General features: G+C 65.8%; 17 protein-coding genes and 2 pseudogenes. 10 read left to right on the top strand and 9 right to left on the bottom strand.

Annotated features, from left to right (window positions below):
* Positions 1-15 precede the first annotated feature (15 nt).
* Positions 16-1,164, bottom strand: a complete 1,149-nt coding sequence (locus tag ACKLLE_RS15270; protein ID WP_420058410.1) for an acyltransferase family protein — start codon at positions 1,162-1,164, stop codon at positions 16-18.
* Positions 1,165-1,332: 168 nt separating this feature from the next.
* Entirely contained in the window at positions 1,333-2,514 is a 1,182-nt protein-coding gene (locus ACKLLE_RS15265) for a serine hydrolase domain-containing protein (protein ID WP_420058409.1), read from the bottom strand.
* Positions 2,515-2,644: 130 nt separating this feature from the next.
* On the opposite strand from ACKLLE_RS15265, the gene ACKLLE_RS15260 reads away from it, so the two are divergent.
* Positions 2,645-3,523 (top strand): LysR family transcriptional regulator, encoded by an 879-nt coding sequence (locus tag ACKLLE_RS15260; RefSeq protein WP_064302905.1) that lies wholly within the window; start codon positions 2,645-2,647, stop codon positions 3,521-3,523.
* Between the two features lie 449 nt (positions 3,524-3,972).
* Here ACKLLE_RS15260 and ACKLLE_RS15255 read toward each other — a convergent pair whose 3' ends face one another.
* Complete coding sequence (locus tag ACKLLE_RS15255) at positions 3,973-4,983, bottom strand: AbrB family transcriptional regulator (RefSeq protein ID WP_420058470.1); 1,011 nt, start codon at positions 4,981-4,983, stop codon at positions 3,973-3,975.
* A 182-nt stretch (positions 4,984-5,165) separates the two neighbouring features.
* Here ACKLLE_RS15255 and ACKLLE_RS15250 point away from each other — a divergent pair.
* Positions 5,166-6,050: pseudogene (locus tag ACKLLE_RS15250) on the top strand (LysR family transcriptional regulator); the annotation flags it as partial.
* Positions 6,051-6,132: 82 nt separating this feature from the next.
* Here ACKLLE_RS15250 and ACKLLE_RS15245 read toward each other — a convergent pair.
* Positions 6,133-7,026: a LysR family transcriptional regulator gene (locus ACKLLE_RS15245; protein ID WP_009407939.1), complete on the bottom strand. Its 894-nt coding sequence runs from the start codon at positions 7,024-7,026 to the stop codon at positions 6,133-6,135.
* 147 nt (positions 7,027-7,173) lie between these two features.
* Between ACKLLE_RS15245 and ACKLLE_RS15240 the strand changes: the two genes are divergently transcribed.
* The 8 genes and pseudogenes from ACKLLE_RS15240 to treS all read left to right on the top strand — a co-directional run bounded on the left by ACKLLE_RS15240 (position 7,174) and on the right by treS (position 17,719).
* Positions 7,174-8,253 carry a 4-oxalomesaconate tautomerase gene (locus ACKLLE_RS15240; RefSeq protein ID WP_081263226.1) on the top strand — a complete coding sequence of 360 codons (1,080 nt, stop codon included), beginning with the start codon at positions 7,174-7,176 and terminating at the stop codon, positions 8,251-8,253.
* A gap of 60 nt (positions 8,254-8,313) precedes the next feature.
* Positions 8,314-9,633, top strand: a complete 1,320-nt coding sequence (gene dctA, locus ACKLLE_RS15235; protein WP_009407943.1) for a C4-dicarboxylate transporter DctA — start codon at positions 8,314-8,316, stop codon at positions 9,631-9,633.
* A gap of 106 nt (positions 9,634-9,739) precedes the next feature.
* The gene (locus ACKLLE_RS15230) at positions 9,740-11,044 is read left to right on the top strand and encodes a CitMHS family transporter (RefSeq protein WP_420058408.1); all 1,305 of its coding nucleotides are present in this window, start codon (positions 9,740-9,742) and stop codon (positions 11,042-11,044) included.
* A gap of 33 nt (positions 11,045-11,077) precedes the next feature.
* A complete protein-coding gene (locus tag ACKLLE_RS15225) occupies positions 11,078-12,331 on the top strand; it encodes an OprD family porin (protein ID WP_420058407.1) in 1,254 nt (417 codons plus the stop codon).
* 24 nt (positions 12,332-12,355) lie between these two features.
* Positions 12,356-13,420: pseudogene (locus tag ACKLLE_RS15220) on the top strand (methyl-accepting chemotaxis protein); the annotation flags it as partial.
* Positions 13,415-14,278 (top strand): methyl-accepting chemotaxis protein, encoded by an 864-nt coding sequence (locus tag ACKLLE_RS15215; protein ID WP_420058469.1) that lies wholly within the window; start codon positions 13,415-13,417, stop codon positions 14,276-14,278. The pseudogene ACKLLE_RS15220 and the gene ACKLLE_RS15215, both read left to right, overlap by 6 nt.
* A gap of 112 nt (positions 14,279-14,390) precedes the next feature.
* Positions 14,391-15,563 (top strand): cystathionine beta-lyase, encoded by a 1,173-nt coding sequence (gene metC / locus ACKLLE_RS15210; protein ID WP_420058406.1) that lies wholly within the window; start codon positions 14,391-14,393, stop codon positions 15,561-15,563.
* An 89-nt stretch (positions 15,564-15,652) separates the two neighbouring features.
* Positions 15,653-17,719, top strand: a complete 2,067-nt coding sequence (gene treS, locus ACKLLE_RS15205) for a maltose alpha-D-glucosyltransferase (RefSeq protein WP_420058405.1) — start codon at positions 15,653-15,655, stop codon at positions 17,717-17,719.
* Between the two features lie 103 nt (positions 17,720-17,822).
* Here treS and ACKLLE_RS15200 read toward each other — a convergent pair whose 3' ends face one another.
* From ACKLLE_RS15200 to glcD, 5 genes are all read right to left on the bottom strand, one after another.
* Positions 17,823-20,006, bottom strand: coding sequence for a malate synthase G (locus tag ACKLLE_RS15200; protein ID WP_420058404.1), 2,184 nt, complete (start codon positions 20,004-20,006; stop codon positions 17,823-17,825).
* A gap of 28 nt (positions 20,007-20,034) precedes the next feature.
* Positions 20,035-20,433, bottom strand: a complete 399-nt coding sequence (locus tag ACKLLE_RS15195) for a heme-binding protein (RefSeq protein ID WP_009407955.1) — start codon at positions 20,431-20,433, stop codon at positions 20,035-20,037.
* A 146-nt stretch (positions 20,434-20,579) separates the two neighbouring features.
* Positions 20,580-21,797 (bottom strand): glycolate oxidase subunit GlcF, encoded by a 1,218-nt coding sequence (glcF, locus tag ACKLLE_RS15190; RefSeq protein WP_420058403.1) that lies wholly within the window; start codon positions 21,795-21,797, stop codon positions 20,580-20,582.
* A 6-nt stretch (positions 21,798-21,803) separates the two neighbouring features.
* Entirely contained in the window at positions 21,804-22,856 is a 1,053-nt protein-coding gene (glcE, locus tag ACKLLE_RS15185) for a glycolate oxidase subunit GlcE (protein ID WP_420058402.1), read from the bottom strand.
* The gene (glcD, locus tag ACKLLE_RS15180; protein ID WP_064303944.1) at positions 22,856-24,355 is read right to left on the bottom strand and encodes a glycolate oxidase subunit GlcD; all 1,500 of its coding nucleotides are present in this window, start codon (positions 24,353-24,355) and stop codon (positions 22,856-22,858) included. Before glcD ends, glcE begins: the two co-directional genes overlap by 1 nt.
* Positions 24,356-24,521: the final 166 nt, after the last annotated feature.

Below are 24,521 nucleotides of genomic sequence, written 5' to 3'. Positions count from 1 at the left end.
TTCGAATGGAATGGTTCAGGCCAGGGGCACGCCCAGTGGCTGTGGCGCCGGACGGGCCTTGCCCCAGCGGCGCATGGCGGGTTGCTCGACGAAGGCGAACAGCAGCCAGCCGCCCAGCAGCGACAGGGCGAACGTGGCGATGAGGATCAAGGCGGCGGGGCCGGCAGCGAAGGTCTGGCCGCCGAGCAGGTTGGTCACGCAGGTCATGATCAGCAGGTGGATCATGTAGAAGCCGAACGAGATCTCGCCCAGCCAGACCATCAGCGGATGACGGAACCAGGAGCGGCGCCGGGTCACATCGGCCGCCGCCAGGCTGGTGATCAGCAGGGCGATGGGGATCACGGTGGTCAGCGACAGGCTATAGATGAAGGGCACTTCGCCGGCGAGGAAATAGGCCAGCGCCGCCAGCGCCAGTGTCGGTGCGACCGGGATCGCCGGCCAGCGCCCGGCCATGAGAATGCGCGCCATCAGCATGCCGAGCACGAACTCGAACAGGCGCAGCGGCGGGAAGTAGTAAGCCAGCCACCACTGTTGGAGGGAGATCGGGTACTCGGCGATCTGCGGCGTGGCGCCGACGAACCTGGCGATCGCCCAATGGGTGGCGGCCAGCGCGCCCACGGTCAGGCCCGCGCTCAGCCACAGGCGCTCCTCGCGGACTTTCCACAAGGCCCGCAGCAGGAACGGGAAGGCCAGGTAGAACAGCAGTTCGCAGCACAGCGACCAGGATGGGCCGTTGACGCTAAGGAACACCGACATGTCCGGCACCCAGGCATGCACCAGCAGCAGGTTGGGCAGCCAGGCGCCGATGGCCCCCAGCGGCACGGCGAACAGCACCATCGCCAGGACGAAGGTCACCAGGTGGTTGGGGTAGATCTTCACCAGGCGCCGGCGCCAGAACGCTACCAGGGTGTCGTTGCGCCGCGCCGACCAGGTGATCACGAAGCCGCTGAGGACGAAGAAGAACGACACCCCGGTCCAGCCGCCGACGCTGAACAGGCGCTGGAAGCCTGCGATGATGTCGGGGTCGGCGAAGGGGTTGAAACCAATGATCTTGGTCAGGGAGGCGTGGAAGAAGAACACCAGGGCTGCGGCGATGAAACGAAACCCGGTGAGGGAATCCAGGCGCGCGTGGGGGTGCTGGTGGTACAGGTGTGAATGCGTCATGAGTCGATACCTTTCATTAAAGATCCGGCGCCGTCGGGGATCGACGGGCCTGGTCAATTCCATGGGGCAGCTAGACGGGGCCACTCAAGCGGCATTCGCAGCAGGACCGGCGGGGTGGCCGGTCCTGTAGTCATGGGCTCCTTGTTTGCAGCGTGCAGGCGGGTGGGGTCAGGCGCCGTAGACGGCGTTGCACAGATCGACGGTGAACTGGCCGAACATGCCTTCGAAGGCGGTGTTGGTAAAGGCCACGACCGACAGTTGCTGCGCCGGATCGACGAACCACGAATGGCCGAAGGCGCCGCCCAGGCGCCAGGTGCCGACGGATTCCGGGGTCTGCGCGGCCTGTGGGTCGGTCAGCACGGTGAAGCCCAGGCCGAAGCCGCGGCCGGGCCAGTTGGCCAGTTCCAGCTGGCCGGTCTGCACACTGCCCAGTTCCTTCACCAGGCTCGCCGGCATCAGGGCGCCGCCACCCTGGCGCAGGGTTTCGAGCAGGACCAGGAACTCCCCGGCGGTGCCGACCATCCCCGAGCCGCCGGACGCATAGGCGTTGTCATCCAGGACACGGTCGGCGTCCATGCGAATGCCAGCGGTATTTTCGAATACCTCGATCACCTCGACGCCCTGCATGCGCCGTGGCGCCGGCTCGGCATTCAGGTAGGCGGCGGTCAGGCGCGAGCGGTCCACCACCTGGAAGCGCGTATCGGTCAGGCCCAGGGGCTTGCTCACCAGTTGCTCGATCGCTTCGGCCAGGCCGGTCTCGGTGACCCGTTCGATCAAGGCACCGAGCACATCGGTGGCGATCGAGTAGCCCCAGTCGGTGCCCGGGCGATACAGCAGCGGCGCGGTGGCCAGGCGGCGGATGTTCTCTTCCAGGCTCAACGGGGCGTTTTCCAGTCCGTCGCAGACCCCGGCGCGGGCATAGGCGCCGCCGCCCTGGGCTTCAAGGAAGCCGTAGCCCAGGCCCGCCGTGTGGCTGAGCAACTGGCGCACGGTGATGGCTACGCGCGTGCCGTCGGCCAGGGTTGGCTGGAACTCCGGCAACCAGCGGGCGATAGGGTCGTCCAGGCCGATGCGGCCTTGGGCGACCAGGGCCAGGGCGGCGGCGGAGGTGATTGGCTTGGTCACCGAGGACAGGCGGAACAAGGCGTCGGCACGCATGGCGAGGCCGGCCTCGCGGTCGGCCAGGCCGACGGCCCGGCGGTAGGTGACTTCGCCGCGGCGGGCCACCAGGACCACGGCGCCGACCAGGCGCTGTTCATTGATGGCGCTGTCCAACGCGGCGTCGATGCGTGCCTGCATCGGGTCGGTGGCGACGGCGTTGGCGAGCTGGATGGTTTGTTTGACGGTCATGTCTGCATTTCCCTGCTGTAGTAGACGGCGCCATGCTAGGGCGCGGACATCTGCGGAAACAGAGGCTAGAATTCCGGACACATCGGACATCGGGTTCCGTAATCAGGAGCCCAGGACTCAAGGACAGAGCGTGGATAACCTCAGTGGTATCTCGGTTTTCGTGCAGGTTGCCGAAACCCGGAGTTTCGTGGCGGCGGGGCGGCAATTGGGCGTTTCGTCATCGGCCATCGGCAAGAGCATCGCCCGCCTCGAGCAGCGTCTCGGGGTCAGGCTGTTCCACCGCAGCACCCGCAGCATCAACCTGACTGCCGAGGGCGCGCTGTTTCTCGGGCGCTGCCAGCGTGTGCTGAATGAACTGGAGGCGGCGGAGCTGGAACTGTCCAGCAGTAGCAGCGAGCCGCGGGGCAAGCTGCGGGTCAGCCTGCCGCTGGCCGGGCAGTTCCTGTTCAGCCTGCTGTCCGGCTTCGCCAATCGCTACCCGGACATCCATCTGGAACTGGACTTCAGTGATCGCCTGGTGGACGTGGTGGAGGAGGGCTTCGATGCGGTGATCCGCACCGGCGCCCTCAACGACTCGCGCCTGGTGGCCCGGCGCCTGGGCGCGTTCCGCTTCCTGCTGGTGGGCGCCCCGGGCTATTTCCAGGCCCACGGCGAGCCGCGCTGTGCCGACGACCTTGGCCAGCATGACTGCCTGCTGTACCGCGTGCCCTCCACCGGCAAGCTCGAGCGTTGGCCGCTGCCGGAGCAGGCGCCCAATGGCCCGCAGAACCTGCGCGTGGTGCTGGTGTGCAACAACATCGACATGCTGCTCAACGCGGCGCTGGCCGGGCGCGGCATTGCCTGCCTGCCCGAGTTCTCGGTCAAGGCCGCGCTCGATGCCGGGCAATTGCAGGCGGTGCTGACCGAGGAAGTGACCCGCACTATCCACTTCAGCGTGCTATGGCCGCCTAGCCGGTTCATTGCGCCGAAGCTGCGGTGTTTTGTGGATTTCATTTCCATGCATATGTGAGGGGGGGGCTGGTCCTTGTGGTGCTGGTGCTGGTGCTGGTGCTGGTGCTGGGTATTGGGTGTTGATCCGTTTGCTTGGGCGACGCTGAGTCACCTTTTCGCCCTTACGGCGACCCACTTTTGAAGAGCGCAAAAGTGGGCAAAACGCTCTTGCTCCTACATCCGGCCCTCCGCTTCGCTCCGGGTCCCTTCCTTCCGCACTGATTCCAGGGGCCGCGCCATAGGGCAGGAGCCCGTATGGCGCGGCCCCCGGAATCAGCGCGGAGGGAGGGAACCCGGAGCGAAGCGTAGGGCCGGATGTGGGAGCGAAAGCGTTTTGTCGGACCGCCGAACCGCCACTTTTGCGCTTTTCAAAAGTGGGTCGCCGTAAGGGCGAAAAGGTGACTCAGCGTCGCCGGAGCAAACGGATCAACACCCAATACCCCGCACCAACACACCAAAGCCAACCACTTACCGCTCGGTCAAACGAATAATCTGCCTGGCACAAAACGCCCCGGTGAGAATCACCCCGAACAGCCGCAAGGTCTGCATGGCCAGAACCAGGCCGACATCCGCGTGGGTTTCCACCGCGATGATGGCCATGGCATCCAGCCCGCCGGGGCTGGTGGCCAGGTACATGGACAGGAAATCGGTTCCGGCGACACGGGCGAGCAGCCAGGCGCAGCCCGCGCAGAGGAGGATCAGCACCAGCGCGCCGCTGATCATCGCCGGCAGGCGTTTGCCCACGTAGCCCAGGGTCTGGCGGTCGAAGCGCAGGCCGATGTAGCAGCCGATGGCACCGTAGGCGAAGGCCAGCAGCCATCCGGGCATTTCGATCACCAGCACGCCGCCCAGCTGCAACGCGCCGCCGAGCAGCAGCGGCATGAGCAGGGCGCCGGCGGGCATGCGGTTGCCGAGGGTGATGCCCAGCAGGATCACCAGCAGGCCCAGGGCCAGGTTGACCGGGTCCGGATCGCTGACCCGCGCCGCGGCGACCAGCCCCTCGGCCGGGGACACGCCCAGGGCATGGCTGACCAGCGAACCGACCATCACCACGCACACCACCCGCACGTACTGCATGGTCGCCACCACCCGCCCGTCGGCACCGTATTCCTCGGCCATCGACACCATCGCCGAGGCGGCGCCCGGCGCCGTGCCCCAGGCCGCGGTGCTGCCGGGAATCCCGCCGAAACGTACGGTGCCGAGGCCGACCAGGGCGCTCAGCACCACGGTCACCAGGGTGGCGAACAGCATCAACGGCCAGGCCTGGGCCAGCGACACCAGCACTGCCCAGGTCACCGAGTGGGCGACCAGCAGCCCGACGCAGCCCTGGCCGAAGCGGAACACCTGGCGATGCAGGTGCAGGTTGGCGCCGCTGACGCCGAACACGATGGCCACCAGCATGGGGCCGAGGAACAGCCCGGCGGGCACTGACAACGCATGGAGCAACTGGCCCGTGGCGCCGGCGCTCAGTACCAGCATCAGCCAGCGCAGCCAGGAAGGTCGGGGAGGGCGCTCCAGAGTAGGGGAAGGCAAGGTCGAAGGTCTCCTGCAGATGGGACAGCGACCGGGACGCAGCCCGGCCGGCAGGAAAATTATCGACGTCGCCAATCATCAAGTCTATTTTCTACTTTCGATCAATCGATAACTGAAATTCATGAATCATGGACCTTCGCGACCTTAAGTATTTCGCCACCATCGCCGAGCTCGGCCACCTCGGCAAGGCGGCGGAGAAGCTCAACCGCAGCCAGCCGGCCTTGAGCAAGAGCATCCAGCGCCTGGAGGAGTCCCTCGGTGCGCGCCTGTTCAAGCGCGACGGTCGGCGCATCAGGCTCACCGATGTCGGTGAACTGTTGTTGGCGCGGGGGCGGCAATTGCAGATGAGCATCGCCGAGACCGAGCGCGAAATCCGCGATTTCGCCGGCGGCCTGACCGGCACCCTGCGCCTGGGTTGCGCGGCGAGCATGGCCGAATACCTGCTGCCGCAGCTCACCGCCGCGTTGCTGGAGCGGGCCCCGGAACTGGTGGTGAAGCTGTCGATCGCCCAGGATGACGTGCTCAGGGAATCGCTGCGCGCGGACCGGCTGGATGTGATCATTTGCCCTTTGGTCACGGATGATGAGCACTTCGTTTCCTACCCGGTACTCGAGGATGAAATGGTCGTCGTGGCCAGCGTCGATCATCCGCTGTGGGACGCGCCGATCCAGATGAAGGACCTGTGCCGCTACCGCTGGGTGCTTGGCGGGCCTACCGTCAGTGCCAGGCGCTGGATCGACAATGCCTTCATCGCCCAGCAGTTGCCGGTGCCGCAGGTGCAGGTCGAGACCAACTCCATTTCCCTGCTGCCGCGGCTGATCGCCCGGACCCGGCTGCTGAGCTTCGTCGCCCGCGAGATCCTCGAGCATGGACAAGGCATGTCGCGTCTGCGCGAGGTGCCGCTGGCGCAGACCACCATGCAGCGTTCCATCGGTATTTCCCTGGCGGCGGGCCGCTATGTTCCGCCGGCGGCGGCAGCGCTGGTGGAGTTGCTGAAGGCAGACGGGCGGCGCTCGATCTCGAGGACGCTGAAGATCTTCCGGCATGCGCCTGGTGGCCATAACGCGGTTCTCAGGCGGTATAGGCGGGGCGCACTCACCGCTCCCGCCATTTCTCCAGCAGGATCGCCACGAATTTCTCCGCCGCCGGCGACAGCGACGCACCGCGGCGATAGACCAGGCCCAGGGTGCGGGTCACCTCCGGCTCGGCCAGCGGGATGCTGACCAGGGTCGGGTGATCGGCATCCGGCATTGCCAGGCTCGGCATGGCGGATACCCCCAGTCCGGCCTCGACCATGCCCAGCGATGTGGACAGGTGCTGCACCTCATAGAACCACTTGGGCCTGATGTTCAGGCCGCTCAAGGCATGGTCGAGGAGCATGCGGTTGCCGCTGAGGCGACCCACGCCGATCAGCCGATAGGGCGCCAGCTCCGACCAGGTCAGGGCCTTGCGCTCGGCCAGTTCGTGGTCGCGACGGCAGGCCAGGACGAACTTCTCTTCCACCAGCGGTACGAACTCGATGTCGGCGTGCTGGCCGCTCATCATGTTGATGCCGAAGTCCGCTTCGCCGCGCAGTACCGCCTCCAGCCCGTCGTTGGCACTGAGGTCGAGCAGGCGGATGCGGATCTTCGGGTATTGCTCGTTGTATTGGCCGATCACCGACGGCAGGAAGTAGAAGGCCGCGGTCGGAATGCAGGCCAGGGTGACCTGGCCGCTCTGGCGCTCGGCCAGCTCGCGGATGCTGAGGATCGAGTCTTCGAAGTCGTCGAGCAGGCGCCGGGCCTTGGGCAGGAAATCACGTCCGACGCTGGTCAGCCCGACCCGACGGGTGGTGCGCTCGAGCAGGGGCGTGCCCAGGCCTTCCTCCAGTTTCTTGATACGCCGGCTCAGGGCTGGCTGCGACAGGTGCAACGCCTCCGCAGCCTCGTGGAAGCTGCCAAGTTCGGCGATTTTGACGAAAGATCTCAGATCTTGAAGCTCGTATTCCATCGAGAAGGGCCTTGTTCGAGGTACCTGTGATTAATGTTTGAAGTGCAATAATCCGGACGATCTTTGCATTGGATTGATCTATCCAAGCCTGTCACTCTTGTTCGCACAGCATCAATTGTGTCGATTGATAAACGAGAGTCAGTAGTCATGCAACGTATTCCTTGTGTGCTCATGCGCGGCGGTACCTCGAAAGGCCCGATCTTCCATGCCTGGGATCTGCCGGCCAATGTGGTCGAGCGCGACGAAGTCCTGCTCAACCTGATGGGCTCGGGCCACGAGCTGGAAATCGACGGGATCGGCGGCGGCAGCCCGCAGACCAGCAAGGTCGCGATCGTCAGCCCGTCGCTGCATGCCGATGCCGACGTCGATTACCTGTTCGTCCAGGTCATGGTGGCACAGCGTCGGGTCGATACGGCTCCGAATTGCGGCAACATGCTCTGCGCGGTCGGGCCCTTCGCCATCGAGCAGGGCCTGGTCAAGGGCCAGGAAGGGCGTACGCTGGTGCGCATTCGTAACCTGAACACCGGTACCTTCGTCAACTCGCTGGTGGAAACCCCGGGCGGCATCGTTCGCTACGAGGGCCGTACCGCCATCGATGGCGTGCCGGGCACCGCCGCGCCGATCCACCTGACCTTCCTCGACGCGGTCGGCAGCAAGACCGGCAAGCTGTTCCCGACCGGCAAGCCGCGCGACGTGATCGATGGCGTTCCGGTGACCTGCATCGACATGGCCATGCCGATGATGATCGTCGATGCCACCCAACTGGGTGTCACCGGTTCGGAAACCCCGGCGGACCTGGACGCCAACACTGCCTTGCTCGAGCGCCTGGAAGCGCTGCGGCTCAAGGCGGGCCGGGCGATGGGCCTGGGCGATGTCAGCAACATGGTCATTCCCAAGCCGGTACTGATTTCGCCACCGCGCCAGGACGGCACGCTGCAGGTGCGCTACTTCATGCCGCACAACTGCCATCGTGCATTGGCGATCACCGGTGCCATCGGGCTGGCGACTGCCTGCGTCAGCCCGGGTACTGTGACCATGGACATGCTTGGCGACAGCGCCGCGGAACTGACCGAGGTGCGTCTGGAACATCCGGGTGGCGGCATCGATATCGCACTGTCGCGCAGCGGTCCGGACGGCAAGACCATCCAGGCCTCCGTGGTACGTACCGCCCGTCGGTTGTTCTCCGGTTTCGTCTACGCACCTGCCTCGCGACGACTTGCCGGCTGATACTTGTAGCAAATAGTCACAACAGCGCATCCGCACAAATTCAAGAATGGGTGATGCCTCATGAAACTCGCAAAATCGCTGTACTTCCAGATCATCTGCGCCGTCCTGCTCGGCGTCCTGGTCGGCCATATCTGGGGGCAGCAGGCAATCGCCCTGAAGCCCCTGGGTGACGCCTTCATCAAGCTGATCAAGATGATGATCGCCCCCGTGGTGTTCTGCACCATCGTCACCGGCATCGCCGGGATGACCGACAAGAGCAGCCTGGGCCGCCTGATGAGCAAGACCCTGCTGCTGTTCCTGGTGCTGACGGTGATCAGCCTGGCCATCGGCCTGGCCGCGGTCCATCTGTTCAAGCCCGGCGTGGGCATGAACATCGACCCGTCCACCCTGAGCATGGCGGGCCTTAGCCAGTACACCGATTCGGCGGCGAAGCTGGGCGTGGTGGACTTCTTCATGCACATCATCCCCGAGACCTTCGTCGGTGCCTTCAACAAGGGCGAGGTGCTGCCGGTGCTGTTCATCGCCGTGCTCTGCGGTTTCGCCCTGTCTGCCATGGGCGAGCGCGGCCGGCCGGTGCTGGATGTGCTGGAAGCGGTGTCGCAGATGGTGTTCCGCATCTTCGGCTACCTGATGCGTTTCGCTCCGGTCGGCGCCTTCGGCGCGCTGGCGTTCACCGTCGGCCAGTACGGCATCACCTCGCTGGGCTCGCTGGCCAAGCTGGTGATGACCCTGTACATCGCCTGTGCCTTCTTCGTCATCGTGGTGCTGGGCGCAGTGTGTCGCTTCCATGGCTTCAGCCTGTGGAAGCTGCTGCGCTACTTCCGCGAAGAGTTCCTCGTGGTCCTTGGCACCTCGTCCACCGAGCCGGTGCTGCCGCGGATGATCGAGAAGCTCGAAGGCCTGGGCTGCCGCAAGGGTGTGGTCGGGCTGGTGCTGCCGACCGGCTACTCCTTCAACCTCGATGGTACGGCGATCTACCTGTCGCTGGCCGCGGTGTTCATCGCCCAGGCCTGCAATATCGAACTGGGCCTGGGCCAGACCCTGACCATGCTGGCGATCATGCTGCTGTCGTCCAAGGGCGCGGCAGGGGTGACCGGCAGCGGCTTCGTCGCGCTGGCTTCGACCCTGACCGTGATCCACGACATCCCGCTGGCCGGCCTGGCCCTGCTGATCGGCATCGACCGCTTCATGTCCGAGGCCCGCGCCCTGACCAGCCTGGCCAGCAACGCGGTTGCCACCGTGGTCATGTCGCTGTCGGAAAAGGCCTGTGACCGCGAGGTGCTGATGCGTGCCCTGGAGGAGGGGCACCAGGCGCCTGTGGCCGAACCCGGCGAGCAGGCGGTGACCTGGACTGCCGAGCAGCCCCAGCGCCACAGCTGATCCATACCGCGTTACCCCGATACAACACTCCGATATCCCTGTCCGGCAGTCATACTGCCGGGTAGCGGATACGGCTGCCTTCACAATAAAAACAAGAGTGAATCCTATGCTCGCATTGCTTGGTTTGATCATGGTGGTGACCTTTACCTACCTGATCATGAGTAAACGTCTTTCCCCGATCGTCGCCCTGACGGTGGTACCGATCGTCTTTGCCCTGATCGGCGGTTTCGCCCCGGACCTGGGCAAGATGATGCTCGACGGCCTGAAGATGGTCGCGCCGTCCGCCGCGCTGCTGCTCTTCGCCATCCTGTTCTTCGGCCTGATGATCGATGCCGGCCTGTTCGACCCGCTGATCCGCAAGATCCTCAAGCGGGTCAACGGCGACCCGATCAAGATCGCCATCGGCACCGCGCTGCTGTCGCTACTGGTGGCCCTGGACGGTGACGGCACCACCACCTACATGATCACCTGCGCGGCGATGCTGCCGCTGTACAAGCGCATCGGCATGAACCCGATGATCCTGGCGACCATTTCCATGCTCTCGCTGAGCATCATGAGCGGCATGAGCCCTTGGGGCGGGCCGGCGACCCGGGCGATCGCAGCCCTGGGCCTGGACGCCACCGAGTACTTCATCCCGATGCTGCCAACCATGATCGGCGGTGCGGCGTGGGTGGTATTCACCGCCTTCCTGCTGGGCCGGGTAGAGCGCAAGCGCATCGGCAACATCAAGCTCGAGTCCGGCGGCGGCAACTGCTACATCAAGGCGATCCTCGAAGATACCCCTTACAAGCGTCCGCGCCTGGCCTACGTCAACCTGCTGCTGGTGATCGTGGTGATGGTCGCCCTGGTGATGGGCCTGATGCACGCGGCGATCCTGTTCATGATCGGCTTCGTTGCGGCCCTGATGATCAACTACCCGCAGCTGGAACTGCAGAAAGAGCGGATCCTTGCCCATTCCGGCAACGCCATGACCGTGGTCCTGCTGGTGTTCGCCGCCGGTATCTTCGCCGGGATCTTCTCGGGCACCAAGATGGTCGATGCCCTGGCCCAGACCCTGGTTGCCTGGATTCCGGACGCCTGGGGCCACTGGTTCCCGCTGGTGGTGGCGCTGACCAGCATGCCGCTGACCTTCGTGCTGTCCAACGACGCCTACTACTTCGGCGTAGTACCGATCCTGGCCAACGCTGCCGCGGCCTACGGTATCGACCCGATCGAAATCGCCCGCGCCTCGGTGCTCGGCCAGCCGGTGCACTTGATGAGCCCGCTGGTGGCCTCGACCCTGCTGCTGGTGGGCATGGTCGATCGCGATATCGGCGATTTCCAGAAGGCCACGGTGAAATGGGCGGTGCTGACCTCCCTGGTGATCACTGCACTGGCCGTGCTGACCGGCGCCATTTCGTTCTTCGTCTGAAAACACCCAATAAAAATAAACCGAGTTTTCATCATGACCCGTATCTACAGTCGTGCGGCCGCCTGCGGCCTGTGTTTCTGCTACCTGCCCGGTGTCGGCGCCGCAGGTTTCATCGAAGACAGCAAGCTCAAGCTGCAACTGCGCAATGTCTATTTCAACGAAAACTTCCGTGACGAGCAGGGCATGAGCGCCCGCGCCGCGGCCACCGCGAAAAGCGAGCGGGTCGAGTGGGCGCAGGGCTTCCTGCTCGATTACCAGTCCGGGTTCACCCAGGGCACCCTGGGCTTCGGGGTCGATGCCCTGGCCCTGGTCGGCGTGCGCCTCGATTCGGGCAAGGGCCGCAGCGGTACCGGCCTGCTGCCGGTGCATGACGATGGCCGCGCTGCCGACGAATTCGCCAGTGCCGGGGCGACGGCCAAGGTCCGCCTCGGCCAGACGGTGCTGCGCCACGGCACCCAGCTGCCGAAGAACCCGTTGCTGGTCTACAACGACGCCAGGTTGCTGCCGCAGACCTACCAGGGCACCGAACTGGTGAGCAAGGACATCGCCGGCCTGACCCTGACCGCCGGCCATCTGGACCGCTTCAAGCTGCGTGATTCCACCGACAGTGTCGGCCTGTTCCTCGATGGCTACAGCGGCGGCGCCTCCGGCGATTTCAACTACGCCGGTGCCGACTACGCCTTCAGCAAGCAACTGCGCCTGAGCTATTTCCACGGCGAGCTGCAGAACTTCTATCGCCAGGACTTCGCCGGTATCCAGCACGACCTGCCGCTGGCCGGCGGCGTGCTGACCAGCGACCTGCGCTACTTCAAGAGCCAGGACAGCGGCGCAGCCCATGGCGGCAAGATCGACAACGACATGCTTAGCGGGCAGCTGTCCTACGCCCACTCCGGGCACACGGTCGGGGCCGGCTACCAGGTGCTCCAGGGTGACGCCGGCCTGCCTTATATCAGCGGCGCCACCGTGTATTCCTTCAGCAACGTGGGTATCGGCAAGTTCATCGAGGAAGACGAAAAGACCTGGATGGCCAGCTACGCCTACAACTTCGCTGCCGCCGGGGTCCCCGGCCTGACCTTCATGGCCCGCTACCTCAGCGGCGACAACGACCATTCCGGCAGCGCCAGCCGCCAGGAATGGGAGCGCGACATGGAGCTGGCCTACGTGGTGCAGTCGGGCACCTTCAAGGGCCTGGGCGTCAAGGCGCGCAACTATGTGTACCGCTCCGACTATTCCCGCGGTCGCGACAGCAACCGGATCTACCTCACCTACGACATCGCGATCTGGTAGCGGATCGTTCAAGGACGCACGGATATGTTCAGCTGGCTTGCCAACCTCCCTGTCGCCCGGAAGCTGATGATCGGCTTCGGTCTGTTATGCCTGATGAGCGTGCTGATCTTCGGCGCTGGCCGGCATGCGATCGACAGCCTTTCCTATCGCATGGACCGGATGAGCGCCGTGAATCGGCTGATGGACGATTTCTCGAAGTTGCGCCAGGAGCGCAGCGCGTTCGTCGAGAGCGAAGGCGGCGGGCAAGCGGCCAACGAGTTGAAGGAGAAAATCCGGCAGGTCGCCGGCAACCTGGAAGCATTGGGTGATTTCTTCACCCAGGAGCAGAACAGGCAGCGAATCGAGGAGATGGCCCGGCACCTTGCCGCTTACCAGGCAAACATCGGTGAGCTGGAAAAGGCCTACCGGCAGATAGAGGAAGCGCGGGCCACCCGGCGCCTCAGCGGCGACCAGGCCTTGAAAGGCCTGGACCAGCTGAATGCGTTCCTGGAGGGCGAAGGCTACTCCAGCGAACGCCGCCTCGAACTGTACAAGGCGATCAAGGACGTGCAAATGCAGTTCCTGTATGCACGTTTCGAGACCCGCGCCTATACCTACGGCGCCAATCCCAAGCAATACTCCGCGGCAACCGGCGCCATCGATGCGGCGCTCGCCAGCCTGGCACCGGTACGCGAAGTTCTGGGCAACAGGGACGCCACGCTTTTCAACGAACTTGAACGCGCCATGCGCACCTACCGGCAGTCGCTGGACAGTCATCAAGCGGCCCTGGCCCAGGCCAGCGCCATTACCCAGCAAGTACAGAATGACGGCGATGCGCTGGTGCGCATCAGCCAGGAACTCTACGAGCACCAGATGCAACTGCGCGAGGAAGACACCCGCGCGGCGGCCTGGACGCTGACCAGCGGCCTGGTCCTGGCGCTGGTCTTCGGCGTGCTGGGGGCATTGCTCATTACCCGGCAGATCGTGCCGCCCCTGCGCAGTGCGTTGCACAACGTGCAGCGCATCGCCAGTGGCGACCTGAGCCACCAGGCGCTGGTGCAGCGCACGGATGAAATCGGCCAGCTGCAAACGGCCCTGCAGCGCATGACCGATAGCCTGAGGGGGCTGATCGGGCACATCGGCGAGGGGGCATCGCGTATCGGCAGCGCCACCGGGGAACTGGCGGCGATTACCCGGCAGACCGCCGCCAGCGCCAACGAGCAGAAGCTGGAAACCGAACAGGTGGCCACGGCCATGCACGAAATGACCACCTCGATCCAGGACGTGGCGCGCAACGCCGTGGAAACGGCGCGCAGCGTAGACCAGGCGGCAGAGGAGGCCGCCAGCGGTGCACAGGTGGTCGCCGGTGCGGTGGTGCAGATCGAATCCCTGGCCAGGGAGGTGGAACTGACCGGTGAAGCGGTCGGCAGCCTGGCGCGGGAAAGCAGCCGCATTGGCGGCATGCTCGATGTGATCAAGGCGGTGGCCGAGCAAACCAACCTGCTGGCCCTGAACGCGGCGATCGAGGCGGCCCGGGCCGGCGAAGCAGGGCGCGGCTTCGCGGTGGTCGCCGATGAAGTCCGCGGCCTTGCCCAGCGCACCCAGCAATCGACCGAAGACATCGAAGTGCTGATCGCCGCCCTGCAGCAGGGCACCCACCAGGCGGTGCAGCGCATGGAGGCCAGCCGCGACCTGACCGGCGAAAGCGTCAGGCTGGCGCGCGACGCTGGCCAGGCGCTGGGCAGGATCACCACCCGCATGAGCGGCATCCAGGGCATGACCCAGCAGATCGCCACGGCGGCCGAACAGCAGGGCGCGGTCGCCGAGGAAATCAACCGCAGCGTGCTCAGCGTACGCAACATCGCCGACCAGGCCCATGCCGCAAGCGGGCAGGTCAGCGCGGCCAGTGTCGAAATGGCCGGGCTGGGCGAGGTCTTGAACGACCAGGTGCAACGCTTCCGGCTGTGAAGGCTTTCGCGCCTGCCTGTCGATTTGTCGCGCCGGATGGGGTATCAGTAGGGCAACCGCCGCCATGTGCGCATGGCGGCATGTCCCGGGTTGAAATGACCATGAGCCGCTGATGACCGATTCCAACGACGCCTTCTCCCTCGCCACGCAACTGACCCGCCTGGGCCGTGACCACGACATGCAGCACGGCTTCGTCAACATGCCGGTGTTCCGCGGCTCCACCGTGGTGTTCAAGACCCTGGCCGACCTCGAGGCGAACCGCGGCCGCTACACCTACGGGACCAAGGGCACGCCGACCATCGAGGCGCTGGAAAATGCCTGGAGCGCACTGTCCGGTGCGGCAGGCACGGTAATGTCGCCGTCCGGGCTTGGCGCCCTGGCCCTCGCGCTGTTCACCACGCTGAAAAGCGGCGACCACCTGCTGATGCCCGACTCCACCTACCAGCCGACCCGCATGCTCTGCGACAACCTGGTCAGGAAATTCGGCGTCGAGGTGACCTACTACGATCCGCTGGTCGGCGCCGGTATCGTTGCGTTGCTCAAACCCAACACTTCGACCATCTTCCTTGAGTCCCCCGGCTCGCAGACCTTCGAAGTCCAGGACGTACCGGCCATCACCGCCGTGGCCAGGGCGCGCGGGATCAAGACCATCATCGACAATACCTGGGCCACGCCGGTGTTCTTCCGTGCCCATGAGCACGGCTGCGACCTGGCGGTGGAGGCGGGGACCAAGTACCTGGGCGGGCACTCCGACCTGCTGATGGGGCTGGTCACGGCCAATGCCGAAACCTGGCCGGCACTGCGCAAGACCTACGACGCCATGGCCATGCTGCCCGGGGCCGAGGATTGCTTCCTGGCCTTGCGCGGCCTGCGCACCCTGCACCTGCGCCTTGAAGAAGCGCAGCGCCGCGGGCTGGAAATGGCCCACTGGATGGCCGTGCAGGCCGAGGTCGCCACGGTGCTCCACCCGGCCTTCCCGGAATGCCCGGGGCATGAGATCTGGAAGCGTGATTTCACTGGTTCCACCGGGTTGTTTTCGGTGATCCTCAAGCCCGGCTACAGCAAGCGCAACCTGGCCCATATGCTCGATCACCTGGAAATCTTCGGCATGGGTTATTCCTGGGGCGGGTTCGAGAGCCTGGTCATCCCGTTCGACTGCAGCGGCTACCGCACCGCCACCCATTGGGCCCCGGGCGGGCTGGCGCTGAGGTTGCAGATCGGCCTGGAAGGCATGGAAGACCTCAAGCGCGACCTGCGCGCGGGCCTGGATCGCCTGGCTGGCTGAGGCTCCACGGGGCCGCGTCGCTTCCATCAGAACGTTTACGCCGCCGTACCGTCAGAGTTAGCAACGACCCTGCTGCTGAGGAGGCGGTAATGACGGCTGCAAACCGCGACTATGTGGAATGGCTGGTGGCGCAATCCATGCTCAAGGCGGCCCGGGACCGGGCGCGCAGCTATGCCGGGCAGTCCCGCCTGTGGATGAACCCCTACGCCGAGGCGCGGCCGCGCCGGGCCATCGAGATCGCCTCGGTGTGGCTGACGGTCTACCCCGACTCGATCATCGCCCCCGAGGACGCCAGCGTGCTCGACGCCCTCGGCGCCGACAGCCTGTGGAAAGCCCTGTCCGAACTGGGCGTGCAGGGCATGCATACCGGCCCGATCAAGCGCTCGGGCGGTATCAGCGGCCGTGAGTTCACCCCCAGTGTCGACGGCAACTTCGACCGCATCAGTTTCGATATCGACCCGCTCTATGGCAGCGAGGAGCAACTGGTGCACCTGAGCCGCATGGCGGCGGCGCACAACGCCGTGACCATCGATGACCTGATCCCTTCCCACACCGGCAAGGGCGCCGATTTCCGCCTGGCGGAACTGGGCCATGAGGAATACCCGGGCATCTACCACATGGTCGAGATCCGCGAGGAAGACTGGGGCCTGCTGCCGGACGTGCCGCCGGGGCGCGATGCGGTCAACCTCAGCCCGGCCCAGTGCGATGAACTCAAGCAGCGGCACTACATCGTCGGCCAGTTGCAGCGGGTGATCTTCTTCGAGCCCGGGGTCAAGGAAACCGACTGGAGCGCCACCCCGGCGGTCACCGGCGCCGACGGCAAGACCCGGCGCTGGGTCTACCTGCATTACTTCAAGGAAGGCCAGCCGTCGCTGAACTGGCTTGACCCGACCTTCGCCGCCCAGCAACTGATCATCGGCGATGCCCTGCACGCCATCGACTGCCTCGGCGCCCGCGGCCTGCGCCTGGACGCCAACGGCTTCCTCGGCGTGGAAATGCGCCCCAACGACACCGCCTGGTCGGAAAGCCACCCGCTGTCGCTGACCGGTAACCAGATCCTCGGCGGCATGATCCGCAAGGCCGGTGCCTTCAGCTTCCAGGAGCTCAACCTGACCCTCGATGACATCGCCCAGATGTCCAAGGGCGGCGCCGACCTGTCCTACGACTTCGTTACCCGCCCGGCCTACCAGCACGCGCTGCTGACCGGCGACACCAGCTTCCTGCGCCTGATGCTCGGCGAAATGCACCGCTTCGGCATCGACCCCGCCTCGCTGATCCACGCCCTGCAGAACCACGACGAACTGACCATCGAACTGGTGCATTTCTGGACCCTGCACGCCAACGACATGTTCCTCTACAAGGGCCAGACCTTCCCCGGCAGCATCCTGCGCGAGCATATCCGCGAGGAAATGTACGAGCGGCTATCGGGCGAGCATGCCCCGTACAACCTGCGCTTCGTGACCAATGGCGTGTCGTGCACCACGGTGAGCATCATTACCGCAGCGCTGGGGATCCGTGACCTGGGGGTGATCACTGCCGAGCAACTGGCGCTGATCCAGAAGATCCACCTGCTGCTGGTGATCTACAACGCCATGCAGCCTGGGGTAGTGGCGTTGTCGGGCTGGGACCTGATCGGCGCCTTGCCGCTGGAAGCCGGGCAGGTCGCCGAGCGCATGGCCGATGGCGACACCCGCTGGATCCACCGCGGCGGCTACGACCTGGTGGACCTGGCGCCGCAGGCCGATGAATCGCTGCGCGGCATGCCCCGGGCGCGCTCGCTGTATGGCAGTTTGTCCAGCCAATTGCAGCAGCCCGACTCTTTTGCCAGCCGGGTAAAGAAAGTCCTGGCGGTGCGCCAGGCCTATGGCATTGCCAGCAGTCGCCAGGTGCTGGTCCCCGAGGTACAGCATCCGGGGTTGCTGGTCATGGTCCATGAATTGCCGGCCGGGAAGGGCACGCAACTGACGGCGCTGAACTTCGGTAGCGAGGTGATCTCCGAGGAGATCGTCCTGGAAGGCTTCGCCCCGGGGCCGGTGGTGGACATGCTGGGCGAAACGCTGGAAGGCGACCTGCACGAGGACGGGCGCCTGCTGATCAACCTGGATCCGTACGAGGCGTTGTCATTGCGGATCGTCAGTAGTAGCGGGCATTTGTGATGCTTGACACGGACCCTGTGGGAGCGGGTTCACCCGCGATTGCGGTAGCGAATTCACGATAGCAATCGCGGGTGAACCCGCTCCCACAGGGCACGCGGTGTCCTTACGCGCGTTGTTCGGCTTTATATCTGCGCCGCCAGGCATGCAACAACGGCTCGGTATAGCCGCTCGGCTGCTCCACGCCCTTGAACACCAGGTCGCAGGCCGCCCGGAATGCGTGGGAGGCGTCGAACCCGGGCGCCATCGGGCGGTACGCCGGGTCGCCGGCATTCTGCCCGTCAACCACCGCCGCCATGCGCTCCAGGGTGTTGCGCACTTGCGCGGTATCGACCACGCCGTGGTGCAGCCAGTTGGCGATGTGCTGTGCCGAGATGCGCAGGGTCGCGCGGTCTTCCATCAGGCCGACATCATGGATATCCGGCACCTTGGAGCAGCCCACGCCCTGTTCCACCCAGCGCACCACGTAGCCGAGGATGCCCTGGCAGTTGTTGTCCAGTTCCGCCTGGATATCCGCGGCGCTCCAGTCCCGCGACGGGCTGACCGGAACGCTCAGCAGACCCTGCAGCAACGCCGTGCGCTCGGCATCGGCATCGATGGCTTCGAGCCCGGCCTGGACCTGCTGCACATCCACCTGGTGGTAGTGCAGGGCATGCAGGGTGGCGGCGGTGGGCGAGGGCACCCAGGCGGTGTTGGCGCCGGCCTGCGGATGGGCGATCTTCTGTTCGAACATCGCCGCCATCAGGTCCGGCATGGCCCACATGCCCTTGCCGATCTGCGCCCGTCCGCGCAGGCCGCAGGCCAGGCCGACCAGCACGTTGCTGCGCTCGTAGGCCTGGATCCAGGCGCTGCCTTTCATATCGCCCTTGCGCAGCATGGCGCCGGCCTGCATGGCGCTGTGCATCTCGTCGCCGGTGCGGTCGAGGAAGCCGGTGTTGATGAACACCACCCGCTGCGCCGCCTCGGCGATGCAGGCCTTGAGGTTGACGCTGGTGCGCCGTTCCTCGTCCATGATGCCCATCTTCAGGGTGTGGCGCGGCAGGCCGAGCAGGTCCTCGACGCGACCGAACAGCTCGTTGGCAAAGGCCACTTCCTGTGGTCCGTGCATCTTCGGCTTGACGATATAGACGCTGCCGGTGCGCGAGTTGCCCTTGCGCTGGAGGTCGTGCAGGGCGGCGAGGCTGGTGACCACCGCATCGAGGATGCCCTCGGGGATTTCCACGCCGTCCTGGTCGAGAATCGCCGGATTGCTCATCAGGTGGCCGACATTGCGCACGAACAGCAGCGAGCGGCCGGGCAGGACCAGCTCCTTGCCGTCCCGCCCGTGGTAGCGGCGGTCCGGGTTGAGCGTGCGCGAGAAGGTCTTGCCGCCCTTGCTTACCGCTTCGCTCAGGTCGCCTTTCATCAGGCCCAGCCAGTTGCGATAGACCAGCACCTTGTCCTCGGCATCCACGGCAGCCACCGAGTCTTCGCAGTCCATGATGGTGGTGATCGCCGATTCCACCAGCAGGTCCTTGAGCCCGGCCGGGTCGGTCGCGCCGATGGGGCTGGTGCGGTCGATCTGCAATTCGATATGCAGGGCATGGTTTTGCAGCAGGACCGCATCCGGGGCCTCGGCGGCGCCTTGATGGCCGGCAAATTGCGCAGGGTTTTTCAGCGCCGTATCCCGGCCATCGGCAAGGGCAACCTGCAACGTCCCTGCAACCACGCGATAGGCCACCGCGTCGGCGTGGGACGCGTCTTCAAGGGTAAATACCTGGTCGAGAAAGGCCTTGGCCCAGGCCACTACCCTGGCGCCGCGGGTCGGGTTGTAGCCGCCGCTTTTCTGCGCGCCGTCCGCCTCGTCGATCATGTCGGCGCCATACAGCGCGTCATACAACGATCCCCAGCGCGCATTGGCCGCGTTCAGGGCATAACGGGCGTTCATCACCGGAACCACCAGTTGCGGCCCGGCCTGGGCGGTGATTTCGTGGTCGACCTGGGTGGTGGTGACCTTCACGCTGGCAGGTTGCGCCACCAGGTAGCCGATGTCTTCGAGAAACGCCTGGTAGCCCGGCAGGTCCGTGACCGGGCCCGGGTGTTCGCGGTGCCAGGTGTCCAGCAACGCCTGGAGGCGGTCCCGCTCGGCCAGCAGGGCGCGGTTCTTCGGTGCCAGGTCGTGGACCAACTGGTCGAAGCCGGCCCAGAAGCGTGCCGGCTCCACAGGGGTGCCCGGCAGGATTTCGTCATCGATGAATCGCTTGAGGTTTTCCGCCACCTGCAACCGGTGGCTGGCAATACGCTGGGTCACGGCCAGTACTCCTTGGTAAATGTTCGATTCAAAGCCCGGCGACGCCTGCCGCCGCCACCTGTGCATCCTGGTCCGCCTTCACCCCGGACACGCCTACGGCGCCGACCACCTGGCCCTGGACCAGCACCGGCACGCCGCCTTCGAGCGAGGTCAGCAGCGGTGCGCTGACGAAAGCGGTGCGGCCGTTGTTGACCATCTCCTCGTAGCCCTTGGTTTCCCGCCGGCCCAGTGCGGCCGAGCGGGCTTTTTCGGTGGCGATATAGGCGCTGATCGGCGCGCAGCCATCGAGGCGTTCCAGGGCCAGGAGATGGCCGCCGTCGTCGACGATGGCGATGGTGACGTTCCAGGCGTTGCGCCGGGCCTCGTCGCGGGCAGCGGCGAGGAGACGGGCGACGTCGGTGTTTTCCAGGACTGCTTTTTGCTGCATGAGAGTTCTCCTTTTAACGACGTTCGACAGCGATACGCGGACCCTGTGGGAGCGGGTTTACCCGCGATTACGATGGTGAATTCACCGATGTCATCGCGGGTAAATCGGACCGCCGAACCGCCGCTCCCACAGGGGCCGCATATCGCTTATGCCAGTGCTTCTTCCACCAGCTCGATCCAATGCCGCACCGGCGTGCGCCTGGCCCCGTCGAGGTGGGTCTGGCAACCGATGTTGGCGGTGACGATGACTTCCGGATTGCCGGCTTCCAGCGCGTTCAGGCGGTTATCGCGCAAGCGTCGCGACAGTTCCGGCTGGGTCAGCGAATAGGTGCCCGCCGAGCCGCAACACAGATGCCCGTCGCTCACGGCAGTGAGGCTGAAACCCAGGCGCTGGAGGATCGCTTCCACCGCACCACCCAGTTTCAACGCATGTTGCAGGGTGCAGGGGCAGTGAACGGCCAGGCGCCGTTCGGCATGAATCCCCAGGCGCTCCAGTGGCTCGGCACCCAGTACCTGGGTCAGGTCGCGGCTCAGCGCGCTGACCCGTGCCGCCTTGGCGGCATAAGCCGGATCCTGTTCCAGCAGGTGCCCATAGTCGCGGACGAAGGCGCCGCAACCGCTGGCGGTCTGGACGATGGCCTCGGCCCCGGCCTCGATCGCTGGCCACCAGGCGTCGATGTTCCGCCGTGCCCGCTGCAAGCCTTGTTCCTGGGCATTGAGGTGGTAGTCGATGGCACCGCAGCAGCCAGCCTCCCGTGCCGCGACCACGCTGATGCCGAGGCGATCCAGCACCCGTGCGGCGGCCGCATTGGTGTTGGGCGACAGCGATGGCTGCACGCACCCTTCCAGCATCAGCACCTTGCGCGGATGGTGGTTGGCCGGTCGCGCCTTGGCCGGCACGGGATGGCGGGGCAACTTGGCCTGCAGGTGCTCCGGCAGCAACGGACGGAACACCTGGCCGGTGCGGGCCAGCGCCTTGAACACCGCGGGGTTGGGCACCAGCGTGCGCAGCCCGTGGCGCAGCAGGCGTTCGCCAAGGCCGCGCGGCACCTGCTCCTCGACCACCGCGCGACCGATATCCAGCAGGTTGTGGTATTCGACGCCGGACGGGCAGGTGGTTTCGCAGTTGCGGCAGGACAGGCAGCGGTCCAGGTGGTCCCGGGTACTGCGGGTGACGTCCTGGCCTTCCAGCACCTGCTTGATCAGGTAGATGCGCCCGCGCGGGCCATCGAGTTCGTCGCCCAGCAACTGGTAGGTCGGGCAGGTGGCAGTGCAGAAACCGCAATGCACGCAGGAACGCAGGATACGTTCGGCCTCGGCGGCCCGGGGCAGTTGCCTGGCGTGTTCGCTCAGTTGGGTTTGCATGGCGTTTCAGACCTCCGCATAGAGTCGGCCAGGGTTGAAGATCCCCCGGGGGTCGAGCTGCTTCTTCAGGTTCTGGTGATAGCGCAACAGCAGCGCGGGCAAGGGCTGGAACGGCGTTTCGTCAGGGCCGTAGCGGGTCGCATGGCCGCCGGCGGCGCTCACCTGCTGGCGGATGTCCTCGGCGGGCGCGTCCGAAAGCAGCCAGCGCTGGGCCCCGGCCCAGTCCAGCAATTGCTCGCCGGGCAGGTCGAGCAAGGGCGTGGCGTTGGGCAGGGACAGGCGCCAGAGCGGTCGGGTGCTGGCGAAGAACGGCAGTTGTCGCTCGCGCAGTTGCGTCCAGTAAGCGCTGTCGATGTGCTCGCCCCCGAGGCGCTGGCAGGCGGATTTCACCGAGCCCTCGCCACCTTCCAGGCGCAGGTGCAGGTGGTTGCCGTCGTGGCAGGCGGCGCTGATCGGCACAGGTTGCTGGCCCCACTGGGCCAGTTCCTCCAGCGCTTCGCCAGCGTCCATCTCCAGCCTGAGGCTGACGCAGGCGCGTGGCTTGGGCAGCACCTTGATCGATACCTCGGTGAGCAGCCCGAGGCAGCCGAAGCTGCCCGCCATCAGGCGCGACAGGTCATAGCCGGCGACGTTCTTCATGACTTCGCCGCCGAAGCGCAGCAGCTTGCCATGGCCGGTGATCAGGCGGGTGCCGAGTACATGGTCGCGCGCTGCGCCCGACCAGGGTCGGCGCGGCCCCGACAGGCCGCTGGCGATGGCGCCGCCCAGGGTGGCGCCAGCGCCGAAATGCGGGGGCTCGAACGGCAGCATCTGCCCCTTGGCCTGCAACGCCGCCTCGATTTCCGCCAGCGGTGTGCCGGCGCGCGCGCTCAGCACCAGCTCGGTGGGGTCGTAGCTGACGATGCCGCGGTGGCTGCGGGTGTCGAGCAGTTCGCCACGGGTGCGACGTCCGAGCAGGGCCTTGGTGTCGCCACCCTGGATTCGCAGGGCGACGCCGTCGTTCAGGGCCTGCGCGACCTGTTCCAGCAGGGCCGCGCTGTTGTCGTGATCGAGGTTCATCAAAAGCGCTCCAGTTCGGGAAAGGGCAGCTTCCCCTGGTGGACATGCATCGAGCCGAATTCGGCGCAACGGTGCAGGGTCGGGATGTTCTTGCCGGGGTTGAGCAGACCCAGGGGATCGAAGGCCTGCTTGACCGCGTGGAACAGGGTGATTTCGTCGCTGCTGAACTGGGCGCACATGGCGTTGATCTTTTCCCGGCCGACGCCGTGCTCGCCGGTGATGCTGCCGCCGACCGCCACGCACAGTTCGAGGATCTTCGCCCCGAGGGCTTCGGCGCGCTCCAGTTCACCCGGCTGGTTGGCATCGAAGAGGATCAGCGGGTGCATGTTGCCGTCGCCGGCATGGAAGACGTTGGCTACCCGCAGGCCGAACGCCTGCGACAGCGTTTCGATGCCGCGCAGCACCGCCGGCAATTCGCGGCGCGGAATGGTGCCGTCCATGCAGTAGTAGTCCGGGGAAATCCGCCCGACCGCCGGGAAGGCGTTCTTGCGCCCGGCCCAGAAACGCACGCGCTCGGCTTCGTCGCGGGCCAGGCGCACATCGCTGGCGCCGGCCTGGCGCAGTACCGCGTCGACCCGGGCGCAGTCGTCGTGAACGTCGGCCTCGACGCCATCCAGCTCGCACAGAAGCATGGCTGCGGCGTCCACCGGGTAGCCGGCGTGGATGAAGTCCTCGGCGGCGCGGATCGACAGGTTGTCCATCATTTCCAGGCCACCGGGAATGATCCCGGCGGCGATGATATCGGCCACCGCACGCCCGGCCTGTTCCACCGAATCGAAGCTGGCCAGCAGCACCCGCGCCACCTGCGGCCTGGGCAGCAGCTTGACGGTGACTTCGGTGACGATGCCGAGCATGCCTTCGGAGCCGGTGAACAGCGCGAGCAGGTCGAAGCCTGGCGAATCCAGGGCGTCGCTGCCCAGGGTCAGGTGCTCGCCCTCGACGGTGAGGATGTCGACCCGCAGCAGGTTATGCACGGTCAAACCGTACTTGAGGCAATGCACGCCGCCGGCGTTCTCGGCCACGTTGCCACCGATGGAGCAGGCGATCTGCGAGGACGGATCGGGCGCGTAGTACAGGCCGTGGGGCGCGGCGGCCTGGGAAATCGCCAGGTTGCGCACCCCGGGCTGGACCCGGGCGAAGCGGCCCTGCGGGTTGACCTCGATGATCCGGTTGAAGCGTGCCATCACCAGCAGGATGCCCTTTTCCAGGGGCAGCGCGCCGCCGGACAGGCCGGTTCCGGCGCCACGGGCCACCACCGGCACCCGATTGGCGTGGCACAGGCGCAGCAGGGTCTGCACCTGTTCCAGGCGCTCCGGCAGTACCACCAGCAGCGGCACCACGCGGTAGGCGGAGAGGCCGTCGCACTCGTAGGGGCGCAGGTCTTCGGCGCGGTGGAGGATTTCCAGGTCGGGCAGGGCCTGGCGCAGTTGCGCCAGCAGGCGGGGCTTGTCCACGGCGGGCAGGGCACCATCCACGCGTTCGTCGTAAAGGATGTTCATTGGCTGGGGCGTCCGGTCTTGTTATTGGCTGAACGCCTGCCAGACTGCTCGCCCGGCGTGTTGCCCGTCGATGTGAAAGCCAGCTGGTCCTACCAGTTTTTGCCAGTATCTCTTCCTGAAGGTAGCTACATCAGTGGTTTCAGGCCTGGACTTCGGAAACAACTCA

The organism is Pseudomonas bharatica (assembly GCF_048586865.1).
GTDB classification, from domain to species: Bacteria; Pseudomonadota; Gammaproteobacteria; order Pseudomonadales; family Pseudomonadaceae; genus Aquipseudomonas; species Aquipseudomonas bharatica.
This window is presented reverse-complemented; position numbering and strand designations above follow the sequence as displayed.

What these genes read in the sequence shown, in the direction of transcription:
- ACKLLE_RS15270 (WP_420058410.1), bottom strand. Translation starts at nt 1,164, where the DNA reads ATGACGCATTCACACCTGTACCACCAGCACCCCCACGCGCGCCTGGAT.
- ACKLLE_RS15265 (WP_420058409.1), bottom strand. Translation starts at nt 2,514, where the DNA reads ATGACCGTCAAACAAACCATCCAGCTCGCCAACGCCGTCGCCACCGAC.
- ACKLLE_RS15255 (WP_420058470.1), bottom strand. Translation starts at nt 4,983, where the DNA reads ATGCTGGTACTGAGCGCCGGCGCCACGGGCCAGTTGCTCCATGCGTTG.
- ACKLLE_RS15245 (WP_009407939.1), bottom strand. Translation starts at nt 7,026, where the DNA reads ATGGAATACGAGCTTCAAGATCTGAGATCTTTCGTCAAAATCGCCGAA.
- ACKLLE_RS15240 (WP_081263226.1), top strand. Translation starts at nt 7,174, where the DNA reads ATGCAACGTATTCCTTGTGTGCTCATGCGCGGCGGTACCTCGAAAGGC.
- dctA (WP_009407943.1), top strand. Translation starts at nt 8,314, where the DNA reads ATGAAACTCGCAAAATCGCTGTACTTCCAGATCATCTGCGCCGTCCTG.
- ACKLLE_RS15230 (WP_420058408.1), top strand. Translation starts at nt 9,740, where the DNA reads ATGCTCGCATTGCTTGGTTTGATCATGGTGGTGACCTTTACCTACCTG.
- ACKLLE_RS15225 (WP_420058407.1), top strand. Translation starts at nt 11,078, where the DNA reads ATGACCCGTATCTACAGTCGTGCGGCCGCCTGCGGCCTGTGTTTCTGC.
- ACKLLE_RS15215 (WP_420058469.1), top strand. Translation starts at nt 13,415, where the DNA reads ATGACCGATAGCCTGAGGGGGCTGATCGGGCACATCGGCGAGGGGGCA.
- metC (WP_420058406.1), top strand. Translation starts at nt 14,391, where the DNA reads ATGACCGATTCCAACGACGCCTTCTCCCTCGCCACGCAACTGACCCGC.
- treS (WP_420058405.1), top strand. Translation starts at nt 15,653, where the DNA reads ATGACGGCTGCAAACCGCGACTATGTGGAATGGCTGGTGGCGCAATCC.
- ACKLLE_RS15195 (WP_009407955.1), bottom strand. Translation starts at nt 20,433, where the DNA reads ATGCAGCAAAAAGCAGTCCTGGAAAACACCGACGTCGCCCGTCTCCTC.
- glcF (WP_420058403.1), bottom strand. Translation starts at nt 21,797, where the DNA reads ATGCAAACCCAACTGAGCGAACACGCCAGGCAACTGCCCCGGGCCGCC.
- glcE (WP_420058402.1), bottom strand. Translation starts at nt 22,856, where the DNA reads ATGAACCTCGATCACGACAACAGCGCGGCCCTGCTGGAACAGGTCGCG.
- glcD (WP_064303944.1), bottom strand. Translation starts at nt 24,355, where the DNA reads ATGAACATCCTTTACGACGAACGCGTGGATGGTGCCCTGCCCGCCGTG.